This is a genomic window from Colwellia sp. MB02u-14 (assembly GCF_014076915.1).
GTDB lineage: Bacteria > Pseudomonadota > Gammaproteobacteria > Enterobacterales > Alteromonadaceae > Colwellia_A.
This window is the reverse complement of sequence record NZ_JACGUX010000089.1, coordinates 1-21,592: the sequence shown is the minus strand read 5'-3', so window position 1 is coordinate 21,592 and position 21,592 is coordinate 1. Positions and strand designations below refer to the sequence as shown.

13 protein-coding genes and 1 pseudogene are annotated in these 21,592 nt (G+C 37.6%); 3 read left to right on the top strand and 11 right to left on the bottom strand.

Annotation, left to right across the window (positions count from 1 at the left end):
• Positions 1-2 precede the first annotated feature (2 nt).
• The 8 genes and pseudogenes from H4J52_RS19200 to mgtE form a co-directional block, all read right to left on the bottom strand.
• A complete protein-coding gene (locus tag H4J52_RS19200; RefSeq protein ID WP_182180146.1) occupies positions 3-1,280 on the bottom strand; it encodes a sugar MFS transporter in 1,278 nt (425 codons plus the stop codon).
• Positions 1,281-1,431: 151 nt separating this feature from the next.
• Positions 1,432-4,407: a TonB-dependent receptor gene (locus H4J52_RS19195; protein WP_182180144.1), complete on the bottom strand. Its 2,976-nt coding sequence runs from the start codon at positions 4,405-4,407 to the stop codon at positions 1,432-1,434.
• 107 nt (positions 4,408-4,514) lie between these two features.
• The gene (locus H4J52_RS19190) at positions 4,515-7,118 is read right to left on the bottom strand and encodes a glycoside hydrolase family 16 protein (protein ID WP_182180142.1); all 2,604 of its coding nucleotides are present in this window, start codon (positions 7,116-7,118) and stop codon (positions 4,515-4,517) included.
• A gap of 269 nt (positions 7,119-7,387) precedes the next feature.
• Positions 7,388-8,221, bottom strand: a complete 834-nt coding sequence (locus tag H4J52_RS19185; protein ID WP_259366553.1) for a LytTR family DNA-binding domain-containing protein — start codon at positions 8,219-8,221, stop codon at positions 7,388-7,390.
• A gap of 13 nt (positions 8,222-8,234) precedes the next feature.
• Positions 8,235-9,347, bottom strand: a complete 1,113-nt coding sequence (locus H4J52_RS19180) for a sensor histidine kinase (protein ID WP_182180139.1) — start codon at positions 9,345-9,347, stop codon at positions 8,235-8,237.
• Positions 9,348-9,500: 153 nt separating this feature from the next.
• Entirely contained in the window at positions 9,501-11,255 is a 1,755-nt protein-coding gene (locus H4J52_RS19175; RefSeq protein WP_182225398.1) for a nitrilase-related carbon-nitrogen hydrolase, read from the bottom strand.
• Between the two features lie 246 nt (positions 11,256-11,501).
• A pseudogene (locus tag H4J52_RS20195) lies at positions 11,502-12,283 on the bottom strand (phospholipase A).
• A 342-nt stretch (positions 12,284-12,625) separates the two neighbouring features.
• Positions 12,626-13,981, bottom strand: coding sequence for a magnesium transporter (mgtE, locus tag H4J52_RS19160; protein ID WP_182225397.1), 1,356 nt, complete (start codon positions 13,979-13,981; stop codon positions 12,626-12,628).
• Positions 13,982-14,317: 336 nt separating this feature from the next.
• Here mgtE and H4J52_RS19155 point away from each other — a divergent pair, with 336 nt between their 5' ends.
• Complete coding sequence (locus H4J52_RS19155; RefSeq protein WP_182225396.1) at positions 14,318-15,019, top strand: hypothetical protein; 702 nt, start codon at positions 14,318-14,320, stop codon at positions 15,017-15,019.
• 25 nt (positions 15,020-15,044) lie between these two features.
• Here the strand turns inward: H4J52_RS19155 and H4J52_RS19150 are convergent, their stop codons facing one another.
• On the bottom strand, positions 15,045-16,001 hold the full coding sequence (locus H4J52_RS19150; protein WP_182180127.1) for an alpha/beta fold hydrolase: 957 nt from the start codon (positions 15,999-16,001) through the stop codon (positions 15,045-15,047).
• 187 nt (positions 16,002-16,188) lie between these two features.
• Positions 16,189-16,857: a glutathione S-transferase family protein gene (locus tag H4J52_RS19145; RefSeq protein ID WP_182225395.1), complete on the bottom strand. Its 669-nt coding sequence runs from the start codon at positions 16,855-16,857 to the stop codon at positions 16,189-16,191.
• 177 nt (positions 16,858-17,034) lie between these two features.
• Between H4J52_RS19145 and H4J52_RS19140 the strand changes: the two genes are divergently transcribed.
• Positions 17,035-17,853 (top strand): AraC family transcriptional regulator, encoded by an 819-nt coding sequence (locus H4J52_RS19140; RefSeq protein ID WP_182225394.1) that lies wholly within the window; start codon positions 17,035-17,037, stop codon positions 17,851-17,853.
• 364 nt (positions 17,854-18,217) lie between these two features.
• Here H4J52_RS19140 and H4J52_RS19135 read toward each other — a convergent pair whose 3' ends face one another.
• The gene (locus tag H4J52_RS19135; protein ID WP_182180120.1) at positions 18,218-18,901 is read right to left on the bottom strand and encodes a glucosaminidase domain-containing protein; all 684 of its coding nucleotides are present in this window, start codon (positions 18,899-18,901) and stop codon (positions 18,218-18,220) included.
• Between the two features lie 791 nt (positions 18,902-19,692).
• Here H4J52_RS19135 and H4J52_RS20190 point away from each other — a divergent pair.
• Positions 19,693-19,917, top strand: coding sequence for a tyrosine/phenylalanine carboxypeptidase domain-containing protein (locus tag H4J52_RS20190; RefSeq protein WP_310650000.1), 225 nt, complete (start codon positions 19,693-19,695; stop codon positions 19,915-19,917).
• Positions 19,918-21,592: the final 1,675 nt, after the last annotated feature.

The following is a 21,592-nucleotide window of genomic DNA, read 5'->3' as shown; positions in this document are numbered from 1 at the left end:
TCTCATCCATTAACTGTACTGGCTATTTTGCTACCCTTTACACCATAATAAATGATGTATATATAACAAAATAAAGGCAATATGAAGGCAACCTGAACATTAGATATGTCAGCTAATATGCCTTGTAATACAGGAAGAATTGCCCCACCAACGATGGCTAAACAAAGGATACCGGCTCCTTGGCTGGTATGTTTTTCAAGACCACTTAACGCTAAGCTAAAAATAGTTGGGAACATAATTGAGTTAAATAACCCCACTAATAGTATCGCCCACATAGCAATACTGCCTGAACTAAGCACGGTTACGAGTATCAAAATGGCAGAACATACTGCATTAAAGGCTAATGTCTTACCCGCATCGACTTTTTGCATAACGGCTGCGCCAATAAAACGACCAACCATTGCTCCGCCCCAGTAATAGGTCAGGTACTTAGCCGCATCTGTTTCTTCTAAACCGGCAATATGAGCTTCACCTAAGAAGCTAACCAAAAAGCTACCAATCGATACTTCTGCGCCAACATAAACAAAAATACCAATGGCACCTAGGACCAAATGACGATGCTGCCATGCAGAGCCTTCAATTTTTTCACCTTCGACAACTTCAGCACTTTCAATATGCGGCAGTTTCAGTAAAGCAAAAATAGCGGCAAGTACGAGCAATGCCGCCATAAGCCCTATATAAGGTAATTGCACCGATTCAGCACTTGTTGCTGACATTGAATCAGTCACTTCATTTAAAATTAATAACGCGCCAAAATAAGGAGCGATAGTCGTGCCTAATGCATTAAACGCTTGTGTCATGGTTAATCGTGAGGAAGCAGTTTCTGTTGAACCTAATAAGGTTACGTAAGGGTTTGCAGAAACCTGTAAAATAGTGATGCCACTCGCGAGTACAAATAAAGCAGATAAAAAAACAGGATAACTATGTAAAGACGCAGCCGGATAAAACATTAAACAGCCTAATGCGGCAATAACTAAGCCAATAACAATACCTTTTTGATAGCCCATACTTTTAACAAGCTTTCCTGCGGGTAAAGATACAAGGAAGTAAGCGCCAAAAAAACAAAACTGGACGAGCATTGATTGTGCGTAACTTAAAGAAAAAATAGCTTTTAAATGAGGAATTAAAATGTCATTTAAACAGGTTATAAAGCCCCACATAAAAAATAATGAGGTTAATGAAAGTAAAGCAAAGCGAGTAGAGCTTTCTCCAACTTTCCCATTAGATAAATGGGTGTCAGAAGCTTTAGCTTGCCCTAAAGATGAGGGTGTTACAGCCATGAGGTAAAATCCTATACTTGTTTATAACAGATACGTGTGAACGACAGCTATGCTTAAAGCGTATCGTTAAGTTTGTATTGCATGCTGATGAAAGTATTGGCGCTCATAACTTATTAACTTAAAGCATATGAACGCCAATATTGAAGAACGGTTATTTAAAGCTATAACGAACGCCTAAGGTGTACCTTGAACCGTATTGACGAGCAAAAAGAAATTGCTCTTCATAGCGGCCATAACCCTGTTCTGTTTCGTTATTCAGGTTGAGTCCTTCAAAGAATACAGTGAAGTTTTCATCAATGTCGTAATTAACACTCATATCGACTTGACCAAACTCTTTAGCAAACTGTGGCGGATTATCTGAAGAACCTTGTCCTTGGCCTACACCAATAAGGTACTCGTCTCGCCATGCGTAAGTGACTTTTACCGACAAGCCATCTTTTTCATAGAACAGCTGAAAGTTAGCTGAGTCACTTAATCCGGTTAACGGTGTTTGTGGCGCTAAGTCTGCGACACTGTCAACTCGGGTTATATCATCAACATCAAACTCAACATCCCCGTCAACAAAAGTAGCATTTGCACCAAAACCAAAACCACTTTCACCAAAGAAATGTTGAACCGCTAGCTCGATACCATCAACCATCTTGTCATCTGGCGTGTTGAATGGACGAGTAATATCCCATTGCATCAGTGGATCATCACTTGTTGGTTCAATAAAGCCTTGAGCATTCAACGTAGCACCATTGAGCTGCATTTGAGCGAAGATTTCATCACTAGTTGGAGTGCCACCTAAATCTGTAACAGCTTGGTTCCAACGTGGGCCTTGATATATATCACGTATATCATCAACCGCTGTGGTAACTGTTTGGCTACTAATGAAGTTCTTTACATCTTTTCTGAAGTAACCCACTGCAGCATAACTGCCTTCTGCATAGTAATATTCTAGAGAAATATCAAGGTTAGTAGACTCATAAGGGTCTAAATTAGTATTACCTTCGCCACCAATACGAGAATTAGGTCTGGTACTTGCCCCTAACGAACGGCCACCCGCTAAATTTCCTAAAGGTGCACGAGCAATAGTTTTACCCCAAGATGCACGAGCAATAATTTCATCAGTAAGTTCAACTTTCATGTCAACCATAGGTAAGAGCACATCATGTTCACCTTCAAGCGATAAGATAGTATTTTCACCGGGTTGATACTGGGTAAGCCACTCGCTGCCACCTTTCCACCAAACTTCAGTGGGGATAGGTTGCAAGACATTACTGGTTACATCTGTTTGCTCATATCTAAAACCAACACTCACCTGTACGGGGAAATCAGCAAGTTCAAACTCAAATAAAGAGGATGCATAAATACTGGTGGTATCTTCATCGACCGAAGCTTTCGATTGAACACTTCCTTCTCGGTAAGCATCTGTACTAAAATAGTCATCGCCTAACACGTCAGTGTTTAAATAAGCTTGTGAACGGGCAACAGCTTCATCAAAATCGAAGCTGTAATAGTAACCAGCGCCAATTGGGTTGTCGCCATTAGAAAACTCATCTAAAAAGCCGTCAGTTGTGTTGTAAACAAACATTCCATCAGGAAAAACAGCAGAATAATTAGGGCTAAACAAGAAACCACCGATTAACCCACTCCATGAACGTGAACCGCCCATGGTTTGTTCGGTACGAGCAAGTCCAAATTTAACAAGCTTTAATGCTGAATCATCCGGGTTTTCCCATGAGCCATCAATTTGCAATTGCTCTATTTCAGATTTACCAGGTGTATGTTCAAATTGGCTAAAATGAGAGTCCATTTCACCAGGTGCAAGCGTTGTAGAGCCATTTTTCCAAAAAATTGTACCTTGAGGAATATCACCGTCTCTAAAGTCATAATGTTTATTAACCAGCTGATCTGAACCAAAGACTAATGATCCTGTACCATTCATCCCGGTATCTTTACCATTATCTGCCTTATTTTCTGAGTTATGGTAATCAACTGAAAAAATGAATTGATCATTCGCTTGCCACTCTACATTAAAACCCAATGAGCTTTCATTCGTTTCTGTAGTGTCACGATTTGCGGTGTATGAACCATCGTTGCCCGACAAATCAGCGAACATAACCGTGCCATTTTCATCTAATTCGTAAGCATCAATGTTACCGCCAAAATCATGCCATTGCCCCCAACCAATAGAGTTACGACCTGTAGTCGATTCTCCCATGGTGTAATCAAGTGTCAGTATAACGCTATCAATGGGCGCATATTGGAAAGTAACATTAGCGTTAGTTCTTTCACGTTCAATATTAGCAATAGCGTAGTTCATGTCACGAGGAAAAAATGCACCTGCCGCTGCATTAGCATCACGGTTATCAATCACTTTATTGGCATCTAGTTCTGGAAGTTGCCCGTTTGGCTGAAACTGCCAACCTTGAATGTTTGCTGATTGTTGTTGAAAATCACGCTCTTGATGAGAGAAGGATAAAGCAAAACCTAAGGTATCATCAGCAAAGGTATTGCTGTACAAGCCCGAAAACTCAGGTGTAACATCATCACCCTCTACATTTGACGAGTCATAAATGCCTTTACCTGAGATCACAAATTTCTCACCAGGGCTAGCAAAAGGTTTCATCGTAATGATATTTACGGTCGCGCCGAGGCCACCACTTGGGTTTTCTGCGCGTGCTGTTTTATGAACTTCAAGTGCGCTAACGCCGTCAGAAGATAAATTCTCTAAACTGTACGAGCGAGAGTTACCAGTACCCGGCATTTGACGTCCGTTCAAAGTAATTAAGTTAAACTCTGGCCCAAAACCGCGCACAGTAATTTGACTACCTTCGCCATTTGAACGGCTAACAGAAACGCCGGTAATACGTTGTAATGACTCAGCTAAGTTGGTATCTGGAAATTTACCCATATCTTCGGCCGAGATAACATCAACAACACCTGAGGCATTTCTTTTTACCGACATTGAACGCGATAGACTGCTCATAATACCGGTAACTTCGATCACTTCTATTGCAGCGTCTTTGTCACTGCTTTTTACTTTTGCTTCTTCAGCAAATATCGGTAAAGAAAAAGCGGTACCGATTAACATTGTTATAGTTGCCGCGATTTTTGTTTTTTTGAAATTAGTTGTTTTCATAACTTTCCTACCATTCACTTTATGTTATCGCTGTATAGAGATATTCAGTACATATACAGCTGGAAAACGGGCGCTGATGCGCCCAACACATTTAGGACTTAACGGCGCTATTTGTTCACATAACGAATATTATCGAACTTAACGGTCATAACCCCTGTAGGCTCCATAACAAATGGGTTAACTATGTTAGTAGGGTCAGCAAAACTACCTGCTGAAAATGCATTATCGTCAGCCAGTAAGGTTTGTAAATTAATTCTGACTTCTTGCCATTCACCTAACGTTGAAGAATCAACAATAACATCACTCACATTAGGCCAACCACTGTCTAGTTTGATATATAGATCAACGCCTGCATCAGCACTGACGACATACATATCGAAAACTAATTCACTGAAAACGCCATAACCACTGATATCAAACGGAGCAGCTGAACTATCAAGGTACCAGTTACCTGTTCCACCTGTTTTAACTATTTCAATCACATTGCCACGGTCAGCTTCAACCATCTCAGTTGCCGTAACAAAGCCGTCAGGGTTATAGCTATTAAAGATGAGATCGCCAGTAACAGCGTCGTCATACAAAGCTATTTCGTCTTCACTATCATCGGGTGATTCATAACGAATATTATCGAACTTAACGGTCATAACCCCCGTAGGTTCCATAACAAATGGATTAACTATGTTCGTAGGGTCAGCAAAACTACCGGCTGAAAACGCATTATCGTCAGCAAGTAAGGCTTGCAAATTAATTCTGACTTCTTGCCATTCACCTAACGTTGAAGAATCAACAATAACATCACTCACATTAGGCCAACCGCTATCTAGTTTGATATATAGGTCAACGCCTGCATCAGCACTGACGACATACATATCAAAAACTAATTCACTACCCACAGCATAAGCGCTAATGTCAAACGGAGCCGCTGAACTATCTAAGTACCAGTTACCTGTTCCGCCTGTTTTAACTATTTCAATCACATTGCCACGGTCAGCTTCAGCTATCTCAGTTGCTGTAACAAAACCGTCGGGATTATAGCTATTGAAAGCAATATCGCCGATAACAGTGTCGTCATACAAGTTAGCAATCACTTTGGTATTACCGTTACTATTACCTGCGGCAACGATACGAACGTTATCGAGTTGAGCAACAAAGCCATTCTGAGTTCCCCAAGTAGGGAAGAATGCTAAGGGTGTATTTATATTGGATATTTCTAACGTTGAACCTGTGTTAGCGACCAAGTCTGATAACAATATGCTGTAAGATGTCCATACGCCTTGTGCAGGTTTATCGATAGCGTAATCGCCCGAGCTACATGGGTGTACACAATCCATTTTGATAACAAAGCCTTCAGCGCCGCTATCGTTTACCACAAAAATATCAAACTCAAGAGCTGCATAACCTCTAAAGTCTTGCACACTACCTGGGACAAGTTGGAAAAAACCAAGAGCTTCATCCGAGTTGAAGGTGAACTGTTTCACGATGCCGTGATCACCACCAACATCGAGCTCTTCAATGACAATTTCACCACTAGCAGCATAATGGCCCGCTAAAAAATCGGTATCTGCATCACTAAATATGTCAAAGACAGAACCAGGGGCAACAGGAATAGCGGCTACAGGTGGATTAGGTGCTTTACCTTCAACCAACGCACCGTTAGGAAATTCGTCACTTGCAATTTGGTTGTAACCAGAGCGAATTGTTTCACAACCTTTCCCCGTGTCAGTGTCTTGATTACATTGATATACACGAATATAGTCAATTTCAAACGTTTGCCCATTAACAAAAGCTTCTGGATCAATACCTGTGTTATTGGAGTTCTCTGCCCAATCGCCACCAACAGCATTATTTAATATCATGAAGAACTCTTGATCAAAGGGTGCACTATCCCAATGGGTCGTCAATTCCCCGGTGGTTGCGTCAAAATACTCAGTGAACCAACCTCGATGATTCAAACCTAAGATTTCACCGTCAGGTTTAGTCTTTAGCTCAGATGCTTTTTGAGTTGCATATAAATAATCATCTACGTACCAACGGATCTGACCTTCTTGCCATTCTATAGCATAAACATGAAAATCGTCTGCAGGGTTAACGCCACCTGGTAAACTGTAAGCAGCACCTGAATATGCGTGATCTGCCACATTAGGTCCATAATGTAATGTCCCATGGACATTGTTTTCAACAACACCTTCTTCATTAACCGTTTTTAAATTAACGGTTTCAAGAATATCTATTTCACCTGAATAAGGCCAGCCACCATATACGTCATCTGAAGGCATCATCCAAAATGCAGGGAAGCTACCTTGTCCAAAGGGCATTTTAGCTTTAACTTCAAAACGACCGTATTTGAAATTTACTTTATTTTCGCTCACAATACGTGCTGAAGTATATGGCAGGACAGCACCTTCTGCTGCCGGTAATGCCACGAGTTTAAGTGTGCCATCGCTTACAAATGAGTTGTTCGAATCTTCGGTGTAACACTGTTTTTCTTGATTACCACCACCGTCACAGTTAACTTCATGCGTCCAGTTTTGAGTGTTTATATTAGTTCCATCAAACTCATCGCTCCAGACCATTGTCCAGTCACTGACTGGTTGAGCTGGGTCTACTTTACTTGCGTCTGTTTTGGTTTCTGCACCGCCACCGCACCCTAGTAACGATAATGTTGTTACCAAAGTAAACAACTGTGTCAGTGTTCTTGTTGCTTTCATCATAATTTATTTTCCAAATCGCCAACTACTTTACTATGCCACTTAACCCTGTTGTTTTAATTATCTTATTTATATTGATTACAGGATTAGGTTTCATCATAGCTTGGCAGTAAAACAGTTAGGCTTATTAACTGTTTATACTCCCCCCAAAATCATACTCGTATAAACGACAAATAGTTACAATTCAAATGCGGTATGACGGTTATTGAATGAGGCAATAGCAAAATCATAGATATTATTGAGGTGAAGCGAGACAAAAAAGAGGTAACAGGTTAGCTTTTTTTTGATTCCACTATTTGTTGAATAGCAGAGCTATAGTTTCGACTCACTTTAAGGCGTACCTCATTGCCTAATTCTAAAATACTTTCGCTGTTTCGCATTGCTCGAACGCTCTTAATACAATGAATGTTCACTAAAGTAGATTTATGTATGCGGGTAAATATAATAGGGTCTAATAATTCAACGAGTCTCTTCATCGTTATACGGACAACATGAGTATCTTCATTGGTGTGCACACACATATAATCGCCTGCAGCATCAATCCAGCGAATGTCTTTAACAGGCAAAAATACTTTTTCATGGTCACTATTTTTGATCACTAACTCTTGGTGAAAAGGGCTAGGAAAGGGTGAATCAGTTTCTAACCAATTTTCAAGCTCGCTAATGGCAAGGCCTGACGTTTCACCTAATGCTTTAAGTAATTTAAACTTTTCTTTATCTGAGTTTTTAGGAGAATAACGCTCCAAAATACGTTCAACTGTTTGCTTTAACCGCCCTAAATTTGCAGGTTTTAACACATAGTCAATAGCATTTAATTCAAAGGCATCGAGGGCGTATTCACCATAAGCACTTACAAAAACTATCATAGGTAATACATCAGACTGCAAAGCCTGAACAACTTCAATGCCATTTAACCCTGGTAAGCGTAGGTCAAGAAAAAGCACGTCGGGGCAATGTATTTGACAAAGCTGTATCGCTTGGTCACCATCACTTGCCTCAGCGATGACATTTATTTCTGGAATTTTCTCTAACCGCAACCTGAGACCTTCTAATGCAAGCGGCTCATCATCAACAATAATTGCGGTTAATGGTTTAGTTAGCGGCAAAAGTGTCTCCATTTTATGTTAACGTCACAAAAGGAATAGAAATAAAAACAGTTGTACCATCATTAACGCTCTCATTAATATCTACTTTAAAGTCTGCATTAAACATAGCATCTAAACGCGCTTTTGTATTGCTGATACCGATACCAAAGCCATCACTTACTTTTTTGCTAATCGCCTGCCCATTATCAATCACTTTAAGTACGAGTCTGTCGTTTACCTTAGTCGCTTTAATTTGAATAACGCCCCCTTGTTTTCGAAGCTCGATGGCATATTTAATTGAATTTTCTACCAATGGCTGCAGTAACATACTAGGTACCAGGCAATTCATAGCGTTATTACAAATATCAATATCGACAGTTAAACGAGCACCAAAACGAACCTTTTCGATACAGAGATAAAGATCGAGTAACTCCAATTCCTTTTTTAAGGTGGTTTTGCTTTTGTCATTTTTATCTAACGAATAACGAAAAAATTCACAAAGCTTGTCTAACATCTCATTCGCTTTATCATTTTCATTTTTATAGATAAGTGTTGATATCGCGTTCATGGTATTAAACATAAAATGAGGGTTTAGCTGATAACGTAACATTTCTAACTGCGCATCCTTTGCTGCGGTTTGAGCTCGAAGCAGCATTTCATGTTCTTTTTGCAACTTATTGTTATAGAGCATAATAAAAAATATTGATGTCCAAACAAACATTGTTGTTAATGAAAATAGCAACCAACCGCCAAATTCCAACATGTCCCATGCTTCATTCCATTGTTGCTGATAAATAATAACCTTATAAGTGCTTAACTTTATTATATTAAAAATAACACCAAAAGTTGCTGCTGATAAAAAACTAAAAAAGAGTGTTTTATTTAAAGGTAAGTGAACAATTCGTTGAATAAGCAGCCATTGTAAATAAGATAAAATAAAACCACTTAACGTTTCTAAAACTAGGTTAAGTAATTGTCCTGAAAGGTTGAAGGTCTCTTGACCTATTTGAGGACGAATAATCGCTAAAAAAACAACAACGGCATAACCTAGCCAACCCGCAATTTGTAATGTCCAAAATTGATGGCTTTGCTTTGAGAAAGCTTGATCTCCTAGCTCGAGAATATGGTGGTCTTTATTTACTGCCATTTTTTCACTTAACGTTAAATTGATCATTTATAAAGGTATAACAAATATAAAATAAAAAAGAGTTTTTGCGACAAGCCGTGCTTTTACAGCGTTAACTCATGCAATGAGAGCTTAGCCTTGTTATTAGCCAGCTTTAATTATCCATCATTTATGCTAATGCTTGGTACAAGCGGTAATAGGATGGATGATTGCTTTGGTTATTTTTCCATATTGGTATTTAACCAGTGGTTGGTTAATATAGCCATTTAGTCGTCCAAATTCACTCGAGGTTAATAATTCAAAATCTTTAGTTAAATTAACAATTAAGCCAGTAGACTTCTTAGACTTCGTTTTGTTTTTACCTTTATTGTTATTCTGGATATTATATTGACCACTATCGGTTGATAAACTATCAACCGATAGCTCATCAGGAAAACTCTGCTCACGACTCGCGGCAACAATACAGATCCTATGTTCAGCAGCACGAGACAATAAACAATATTCAACCTCACCCGGCTCTTGGATTTCAAAAGGCACCAGTAATAAATGCGCATTATTTAAAGCGGCTACCTTCACTATTTCGGGTATGTTGGCGTCGTCAGCCGTAAGCATAGCCACATTAATATTCCCTTGCTCTAAAGGTAATTCGACAATCGCCAACACATCGCCCAGAGAGGTCCAATGATATCGTTGACAAAAGTGTAATTGTTGCTGTTTAGCAAAAAGTCCATGCTCACTTATTAAAACGGCCTGATGCATGCCCTCAACCACTAAACTGGTACAAACATATTGAAAAGGTCTTAGTACCGAGCTAATTTGTTTAAGTAACTGTTCGCTTAAGCATTCAACCTCAATTAATTTCTCAGCATGATGGGTGATTTTTTTATCTGCAATAAAAAATAATTCAGGTAATTGAATAATATCACTGAGATTGTTTTCAATGTAAAAACACACATCTTCAATGGCCTCTTCATTTGATTTATAGGTTGCAAAAATGGCAATATTGGCGGTATCAGGTAGTTTATGAGCAGAATTATTGACCTGTTGATGCATAGGTTGTGTTAATCCTTGATAAAGTTCAGGACGTCGCTGTTTGAAAAGTTCTGTTCCATCAGGCCGACGTTTATTGCTCGCGGATATCTCTGCCTTAGCCAACTCTATATCAGCAAAAACAAAACCTTCTTCCTTATGGTCTATCTTTGCTAATACCTTGCCCTGAGGAGAAACTATTTGGCTTTCGCCTTCCCCAAAAATAGCGCCAGTTGATGTGAGTGCTCCCACTTTATTTGCTGCAGCCAAAAACACTTTATTTTCGCACGCGCGAGCACGATCATATAATTCGCTTTGGTCAATAGCGAATGAACTCATTGAATGACACAATAATTGTGCGCCCTGTAAAGCAAATTTACGTGGTGTCTCAAAGGTCATTGTATCGTTGCCTGCCAACAAACCAAGTTTTCCAAAAGACGTTTTGGCCTCGCCCAATTGATGACTTCGATACATAAAAAAATCATTTTCACGACCAACTAATGTTTGTTTATCTTCTTGGTGAACAAGCTCTCCAAGTGGTGAAAACAAACAGGAAGTGATACTAATGTTCCTTTTAATCACAGCATTTTGAGGTGCTTTTAACAAATCACCAGCACCACTTCGCCGTAAGGTAACGTTAAGGACAATATAACAGTTATGCTTTTTTGCTTGTTCTGCAATAGCATGCATAAAGGGTCCATCAATAATTAAAGCTTCATGCCATGCCTGATTATGATCACTGTAACAAGGCAACGTGTGGCAAAAAAGCGTATTACAATATTCAGGAAGCACGATAAGCGCTGGCTGACATACTGCCACCTTATTTATCATACGAATACAGGTTGCTAGATTTTCTTGTGCATTTGAAGAGGTGGCAAACTGAGAAACGGCGACGCGCATAATGTGTATATTCCAGGTAATTTGAGGTAAATGTTGCAATATTAAAGCATTATGCTTAATCGAGACATTATAATTTTAAACGTATTGCAGCCCAAACGTTTAACAAAATTAAGTTTGGGCCAATGAGTAATGGCTGGTTATCATTACGCAATGATAAACATAATAAACATACATTTCAGCTATTTATAAAAATCTCATTTGCATACCTAAACTGATGCACTGTTGATGGCGGTCATAGTCGATAAGTTAATCGCCATAACCATTAAAATACTGTATTAGAATATCGTAACCTTCGGGAAGTGCATAAGAAATATTGAGTTCGACACTGCCTTTATTATCATTACGTTTAAGGTTATTACGTACCGCAGTAAAAAAGTTAAATTTGCCTAACTGAGTACCAACCCCCAATTCCATATGTCCCAGATAATTTGTAATATCTGGATTGTCATCACCGACCACAGAAAGTGGCGTTTCTTTTCCATCTTCTACTAAGCGGTGCTAGGCTTTTAAATAATAAAAAGCACTTTCATCGCTAAAAACTAACGAAGCAAAAACTCGGTTCCAACTACGCGATGAAAGACCACTTTGACCATTAGATTGATGATTAATCCCTGGCTGGATTTGATTAAATTCAAAGCCCAATATACGGTTTTTCTGTTGCCGACTGTAAAATAATTTGGGTTCATAATTCGTTTATCTAAAGGCTTCGATGTTTCACTATTATACAATTGCCAATAGGATACCGCGGTAAAACCAACATAAAGACCTGAAGCATCAGTCGTTTTTGGCAAGTAAATTGGAAACTTGATGCTACTTTGATATTTCGCTTTTACCTTATCGACATTATCATTATTCAACTCTTCAACCGCGCGTGTGCCCAGATGCCTAATATATGAAACTGGTAGCAGGTAATTTAATCTATGTTGTGAAATATAAAATGGATTAGCCGCAGTTTTCAAAAGCGCCTTTTCTCTATTTCCCAGAATAGACTTTTCCTTTATAACAACGATAGGAGCTTCTTCTGCCATCAGTAACTCAGGTATAAAAAAAGAATGGTACATAAGATTTTAATGATGAGTGTTGGTATCTGGACGTTGTTCAAGTGTTATTTCTCATAAAAATTTAATCTAGAATCAACTTTTCTCCTATGTCTGAAGACATTGTCATTGTCGGTCGGTTTATTTAGCGTTATTTATAGTTTTGTTATTAAGTCGTTAAACGGGGTGATTAAATACAGGGTTAACTTTTATTTATAATAGCCATAATAACGGGTAAATCCAGTTTGGTCTGTCAATCTTGTTTTTAGACAAAATTTTAATGGGCAACCATACACTGCACATTTACCTACTGCGCTTTATAAAACAGTGCAATTAAATCAGAATATACGTCGCGGTACCCAAGAATATTAAAAAACCTACTGCGTCGGTAATCGTTGTCAAAATAACACCACCAGCAATTGCAGGGTCTACACCCAGCTTTTTCAAGGCAATTGGAATGAGTGCACCTGAAAGCGTCCCGGTTAGGCTAACAACAAAAAGTGCCAGCGCAAAAACGCCACCTAATCTCCAGTCGTTATACCATAAAATGGTGATTATAAAGACCACTGCAGCCCAGAGTAAACCATTAATAAAAGAGACTTTTAATTCATGAAAGGTCAGCGAAACAATATTCGCACTGCTCACTAAGTCGCGAGCAATACCTCGGGTAACAACCGTTAGCGTTTGGCTGCCTGTGACGCCTCCCATACTTGCCACTACCGGCATCAGTACAGCAAGTGCAACAAGCTGCTCTATGGAAGCTTCAAAAAAGCCAATCACCCAAGCCGCAACGAATGCGGTAATTAAATTAGTACCTAACCAAATAGCTCTATTGAAAGAGATATGAGCAACAGGGGCAAACATATCTAACTCTTCATTAAGACCAGCAGAGGCCAATAAACGTTGCTCAGAACTATTTTTTAATACATCAATAACATCGTCAACAGTTATCCGACCTAACAAATAATTATTTTGATCAACAACCGGAGCTGATATTAAGTCGTGGTCTTCAAAAATTTGCGCAACCTGAGTTGCCGATTGTAATGAATCGATTAACGGCACATCGTTTTTCATGACATCGCCAACTGACAAACTGTTGTCCATCGAAACCAAATCACTGAGGTATAAAGTGCCTTGTACTTTGTTATTTCTGTCAACGACGACGAGCTGATCAAGTTGTTCAGGCAACATGCCCTCTTTTTTTCTTAACTTGCACAAATACCGATAAACAGCCTTAAGGCTAACGTCCTTTCTTACGGCAGTGGCGTCAACATCCATCATCCCACCCGCGATGTTATCAGAAAAAGAAGCCACTGTCTGGTAGCGCTCTTTTCGTTGGCTGTCCATGGCTTCTACCATAGCGCTGACTACGGGTAGTGGTAAATCCGCATCAATATCTGCCAACTCATCCATTTGTAGCGTAGACAAACATTTAAGTAAATCAGCTTCACTGGTTTTTTTGATTAGAAGTTGACGCAATTCTCGATGTACAGAGAGTAAGACTTCACCTTTACTATTAACGGGGATCAAGCTCCAAAAGCCATCTCGATATTTATTGGGGAGTGATTCAAGTAAACGTCCCAATTTAGCTGGGTGATACTTTTCTATTGAAACCAGCAACTCTTGATCGTTTTCTTGCTCTAATGAATGCGTTAATTGACTGACAAGTTTAGTAAAAGTATTGCTCATAGTGCCTACTTATAATGGACGTTCGAGTGCTTATCGAAGAAGATAATTAATAACGAGTGCTGAGTGAGTCGCTTGCGCAGTAACTTAGACGCAATCAACGATGACATCAAGCCTTATTATTAGATTACCCATGAGTGAAAAGATAATATCAGACTTATTGTAGATAAATGTTAATTTTAAGTTGTTTAAGATAAGTCCCCAATAGTAAGCGTGCTAGTCACAATGAGTGTCATGACGGTTAATGTAAACAGATAATTTTATTCTTTAAGAAATACCATACAGCAAAACAATTAGCGTATACACTGAGGCAATTATTTGCGCCAAACAAGAGTTACAATGAAGCAACATATGCAAACATTCATCCATTTATTATCAAAAGGTGACAATGATGCCTTGCTCAACCATTACTTAACATCAGCAGAGTCTGAGAATATTGTTCAGTTAGCGCATCTATTTCAAGAAGGAATAAGCATGTTGGCTTCCTTTGATTTTTATCAAAAAATAGCCACAACATTAATAGAAAGCAAGTGCTTACCCAGCGCGCTTATCGCACAAATTAAAACAAATGATACCTTAAGCTTTTTTACACCCGCCTTGCAGTTAAAAGACAATTTCAAGCAAACAGACCATCAGCAACGCAATGCTTTACATTACTTATTAGCGGGTAATAAATTAGTTGAAAGCATACCTCCCTTTATTTATTTGCGCTCGATGATGTTATTTGGCAGTAATGAAACATTACGTGATGGCTTGTGTCAACGTGATTATCAAAACTTAACACCCATCGAAGTTTATTTATTTTCTCATCAAAATTTGACCACTTTACCCCCCCACGAACTTACGGCGTTATTGGCATTAATAGAAATTGAAAGTAAACAACAAACAATAGATACGACTAACGATCAACCAATCATACAAGCAGTTGCTAAGTTATATCGTAGTCAAGGCCAAGAATTGAACAGAGAATCACAAAGACTCGTATTAATTGCCATTTATTTCAAAAGACCCATTCAAGTGATCATCAATGAAATGAGCTAAATTTGATAAGATATATTCACAAAGGTTATTTAATCTTATTTTCTTGTAAAAATTGTTTAACGACCAATACTGTCGCCTGAGGATCTTCTTCGTGGGGTACATGACCTAGTTCGTCAAAAATAACCAATTCACTTGTTGTGATTTCTTGTTTAAATTTCAATCCAACCTCAAGGGGGATTAATTTATCTTTTCTTCCCCAAATTAAAAGTGTGGGTATATTTATTGTTCTGATTTTTTCAGCTAAAGGCCCTGGTAGTGTTTGCTCAAAACGTTCGGTCAAAGCGCCACGATTACCTTCTCGAAGTGATAGTTCATAGTATCGTTCAACTAATTCATCAGTTACCAAATCAGGGTTCCCATAAACATTTTCAACACTTTGTTTAACCAATGACATAGGGAGTACATCTTTTAATAAGCCACTCATTAACGGGCTTTTTGAGAGTTTAAAGGCAAGTGGCACAGACTCAGATTTAAAAGGATACCCACTTGCATCGACTAAAATCAACTGGGATACCCTCTCAGGGTACAATACAGCAGCTGCCCAAGAAATATACCCACCTAAAGAATTACCCGCCAACACACCTTTTTTAACATCTAATTTATCTAATACGGCGATAACAACTTCAGCATAATGTTCAATTGTGTAATCGTTTTTAGGTTCTGGTCCCGTTAAACCAAAGGCGGGTAAATCGAATCGAATAACTCTTCGTTGCTCTTTTAAGGCTTCAACCCAGCCGTCCCAAGTATGTAAAGAAGCACTCGTACCATGAATCAAAATAATAGGCTCTTCATCAGATTTGGGACCTTCGTCTCTTAAATGTATGTTCATACCGGCAATATTTAAAAACTGTGAAGGCTCCCCTGCCCACCGTGGCGTAAGCGCTGCCACAGATTTGTCATATGCTACATTTGAATAAAGATAAATAACGAGTAAAAACACAGCAATTAATAGTACATACACACTATTCTTTAAAATTTTCAAAACGTATTACACCTTATTATTTGTTATATCGAATGAGTGAATAAATTTATCATTATAAAAATCAAAATATTAAATCATAACTCACGTTTACCATCAGTAACATTTGATTTTCAAGCAGTCGACTATCAGAAAATTGTTAATATCAATAAACACTTTCGGTTTACTCGAAACGATTTAAGCACTGTGATTAAGCATAATCGTAAGTGCCTCCAGACTTTAAGGCCCTTTGATAAGAATCGCGTGCCTGAAATCGTTTTACATAAGCAATAATTTCAGGATAATTATTTTCACTGGTATTTCTTGAAACCCAAGCCTCTAAGGGGAAACTCATTTGTATATCGGCGCCTGATAGTTGGTGACCAGCAAACCACTCATTATTTTTTAAATGACTTTCGATGAAGTCTAAATTACCTTTAATATTTGGACCAACATAGCCAGTCATTATTTTTTTCATGATACCTTTGGCGATAGGTTTAATAAGAAATGGCATAGCGTGCTTGACTATTTTTTCAAAAATCAATTTTAATAATAGCTGTGGCATCAACGTTCCCTCAGAAAAATGCAGCCAATAAAGGTACTGACGATGAGCCTCACTTTGAGCCTCTGGAATAAAATCTTTCTGCCCATAGGTTTGAGCAAGATATTCGATAATCGCCCCTGACTCTGCAACTGTAATTTTACCATCGGTGATCACTGGAGATTTACCCAGAGGATGTATATTTTTTAGACTAGCAGGGGCAAGGTTTGTTTTGAGATCACGTTCATATCGTTTCACTTCATATGGAACGCCTAGCTCTTCCAATGCCCAAAGCACGCGTTGAGACCGAGAATTATTAAGGTGGTGTACAACAATCATATTTTTCTCCATTAAGATGAATAGTAAAGTGGGTACTACAGTTATTTATTGCTTGCGAAAAATTCGCTCTCCTAACTATCTAGAGCACAGTAGTGCTATATTTATGTTATTTTAGTAGCTTTATTAAATTGTGTCGCATACGATTGAATCACATAATTGTACTATCGGACTATTTTAATGCTTTGGACATCAAGTGTTATGCTACGTAGAGATATCGACCAACACCAACATAACCTACATGAGTTTATTGTCTGTTTAAAAGGGGCGGTAAATATTAGCCTCAATGGTGAAATGCATCATTTATCCGCGGGTGATTCTGTTTTTATCCCTGCTGAGTATTCACATTCAATTTGTATGGATCAAGAAATTGAAACAAAATTACTTTTTGCATGTATCGACCCTCTGTCATTTAATACTTTGTCAACTCATGCCAACAGCCTGTATTTAAAGACACTTTCCCAAGGGAGGTTTTTAACAAATAACGTTAACTTAAACACAATTCACTGCACTGAAGAAATGCAAAAAATAGCGACTGAAATCGCCACTTATCCTAACTCCAGTTCACCTTTACATGCGTGTTTGAAAGAAAATTTATACTTACGATTATTACTCATTCATATCAGTAGCGCCGGCTATGAGAAGAATGAAGACACCCACTCATCTCTGCGAATGACGAATGCCAAAAACTGGATAAATAACAACTACACAATGGATATCACCCTAGATAAGGTGGCAAATCACGTTAACATATCAAGAAGTCATTTCGCTCGCCAATTTCGACAACATACCGGATTCAGTGTCATTGAATATTTACTCAAAGTGCGTTGCGACGCCGGGGCTAAACTGCTTGCGAGCTCAAACACTGATATAACCGAAATTGCTTTCGCCTCTGGTTTTAGTAATTTGAGCCATTTTTATCGACATTTTAAGCGCCGCTTCGGTATAACCCCTGGCGCTTTTAGGCAGATGATTAGACATCAAGGGTTCACAGCTTAATGAGTGTTGCTTATCAACGTTATATTGATAACCCAATGAATATAAAATTCAATGATAATCTTAAGGTCGTGGACCTTGGTTTAGAAAAAAATGAATTGATATGCCAATGTTCTAAAAAAACTCCTGTTAAAAAGACAGGGAGTTCTCCGTATTTGAAATGTCGAACACTTGTTCATGAAGGGCGAAAAAGAAAAGATGTTTATCAAGAAGTAAGCGTTAGCTTGTAAGTTTAACTTGCCTAAAAACTGGGTTCACTTGAACCACAAACGACATTTATCGCCCTGACAAGCAATATATTATTAACTTATTTTATAAATTTTAAAAATATTATATGGCTTAGTAATGATAATAAAAGGGAAACCCACTATTCATCATAGCTATTAAAATCATTAAATTTAATAATTGATGTTAATTCTTCACCATATTCTGCACCCTTTTCAGAATAACGATCTAACCTTTTGACTAAAGAGAACGGGTTATCTGTTTTCAACCTTAATTGTCTGAACTTTTCAAATGCAGCACTGCGTCCAAGTGTTCTATAGTAATCTTTTACAGAGGCTTTAACCGAAGGATACTTTTTTAACCAAATTGTCTTATCACCCCGTTTTTTGAGTGCCGCTATTCTAGGTTCATCTTTATCAAATGACCAAACACCAAATATATTATTAGCTTCGTTAAAGAAGCGAGAGGTTGCCCAAGAACTTTCCATTGCGGCTTGTGCAATGGCAATACTCTTTGGATGCGGTTTAAGCGCCATTAATAGTTCGTTGTCACTCTCTGCTTTGTATTCTATTTTAAGCCTTTCTATCATATCGTTGTTACTCCCCGAAATAAGTGACTCTGAAACATCAAGGTATTGAACCGTAAGTTCATCATAGACTTCATTTACAGCTGGAATAATTAAATTTTTAAAGCGAGCTTTTTTCTCTTGTACCGTCATTTTGGGCAGAGCAACCTCTTTGGCTGAATAAAAGTAAATAGCGACAGAAAGTAAGAGTAGGGAAAAAAGTGCTAATAATATTTTAGATTGCAAAGCCGTTAATTTCATATAAAACCTTTCTATTGAATGTAAAGGGATAGTTAGCTACTAAAAGTATAGCATAGAGACTTTTCTGTTTTAAAAACAAAATGGCTCAGTGCATTAACATTTAAAATTGGTTATTAATTTTCATTCTAAAGTTACTTGTACATTAGCTTTTTTTTTTTAAAAACATCTATAGATATTTTCTATTTGTCCATATTCACTCGTCTATACTTGTTATATTTTTTTATTTTATAGTTTTAATTAAAATATGGAGCTAAAAACACTTTTATTCATACTCTTTTTTCATTTTATTTGCTCTACTTTGCTTATAAAAAGATTACCGTCGCATTCGTTGACGCTCTTGCACCTTGGATAATGCCTGAAACAAACAATGGTATAATCATCACCTGATAAAAAAATTATTATAAATTTACCCACCTCAATGAGTTGGTTTCATATTCCTTGATGTCCAGGCAAAGAGCAAAAACTGATTTAAGTGCGGAATATGCAGAAATGGCGAACTAAAACACTCTTTACGTTGAAAATCATAACCAATAATTGCAAGTTAAAATGTTATTATAGAGCGTTTTGATGTTATTCAGTTAGATTTGCAACTATTTAAACATTACCGTTCTAAAATTAAAAAAGAAGTTAATATAAAGACCTCAATGCTCGTTGATAAGTATCCACTGTTTGGACAAAGTCCTAGTAATATTCTTTTTCATGATGAAAAAGTTAGAGAGGCCTTTAACAAAGGCCTAAAAAATTAAAAAGGAGCTGACTTCTTAGGGGGTTATAACTATTTCCTAGGTCGTATAGGAAACGAATCACAGGCTTATAAAAATAGCCAAAGCGTTTTCAGAGGTGGCCTATTAACCGGTGGTGCGCCATTCACTAAAGACGGTGTCTATTTAGACGGGCTTATACGAGTACATAACTTCTTAAAAGCTGTTGCTGCCAATGGTAGAGCAGATTGCCTTAAATTATTATTTTGTGGGAAACTCCATATTGAAGACATCCCCGTATTGTATAAATTTTAAAAATGCGACTCTGCCAACTTGGTAAGTACTTACCCCTATGAGTTGAAGATGCTCGCTACCTATTGGCTTACTTAACTTGCTCTGATTTTTTGAATAAGACGGATATGCCTAATATTTACAAGCATAATGATGAGTTATTGCATGGTATCCCAAAAACATTTAATTAGTGCTAAAGCACCTGTCATTGAAAATTACTGCTATTTGATTTTAGTACAGTGGCAGTAAAAATTTTGCATAAAATACGATTAACTAAGCGCCACTTTCTGTTTGAACTTGTAGAAGCTAAATAAAGATCAAAACAAAAATCTCGAGCAAGCCTACTTATTCCGTTGAGCAAAAAATGAGCTTTGTGAATTAAGATAGAAAAAAATGTGCTAATACCTTTTATTTAATAAAAAGTACCAAAACACTTCAAATAAAGTTAGAACCTGACTTAAACTGGCATAAGTGAACCTTAATAGTCATTCGATGACATATCATAAAATGACTGTGTTAACGTCTGATTTGTGCGCTTACGAGTTGAAAAAATTAATATATTCTTAGAATGAGGAAGTGTCCATACTTCCTGAGTTGTTTGTAATTTAAATATCTATGGTTGCCTTAGTTCGCCTCATTCAATGAGTGACATAAGGTGTCACATCCAAACCAATACTAGCAATCCCCTTTTTAACAATTCTGGCATACCGCCTAGTCGTTAAATGAAAATCATCTTTTACTCTACCTCCGAATAAATAATCATTTGAACGAATAGATTGAAATGAGATCCATTTTTGTAAAGCGAATCTCGTTTTTTGGGTTATTTAAAATTGAACAGGAATTCCTGTCTTTTGTTGAATTAAGATCGCTCGTGATTGAATATTTCTCCCATGTGCAATATCCAACACTTTAAGTTTAATGACATCGTATGCTCTTTATTTACAATCTAGCGCCAAATTAAACCTTGTTCTAATAGACCAAACCTCTTCAAGCTTAAGGGAAAGCTTTTGACCTACTAATTTACCTTTATTCCAGCTAGGTTTTTGGGGTAAGTAATAATGTCATACATGATAGTTATCTTTTAGTTAAAGGAACTATAAATATGTGATATTTGAAATGTTCAAAATTGTGCGTAGTGTTGACGATAGCTTTTACTTTATTAACGGCAGCTCCAAGGCTTGATTCTAACTCTCAATTTTAGACCACTTCATGCCCTGAACAGCCATTGAATAAATTAACGAATGACCGTTTTATGGAATTATTGATATTTATTTAGTGACTAAACTGTATGTAATTGAATGGCAATACGAGATGTAAATGGGTGGCACAGCCATATGTTATTTTCCATATAGAGAGGTAGATGGTATAAGTTGATAATTTAACCTATGCGCAACTGTAAAATCTCGATAAACCTTTTCACATATTAACATTGTTAAGGATAAGCTTGATAACCAGAGACATCATTATGAGTATAATGCCCTGAATAACAATAAATCTATAGACATTTTAAACCTCTGAAAGCACCTATCTATGCAACCCTCAAGGTATGTCTATACCTATGTTGGTAGACCGTTTTTTTTGTCAAAAAGTCAATATGAATTCAGTCAATTTTACCTCTTTATATGCAAATTTTAGCTACTTAGCGTTACCTTTATTTTGTGAACATTGCCTATATTTTATTTTGTGAACATTGCCTATA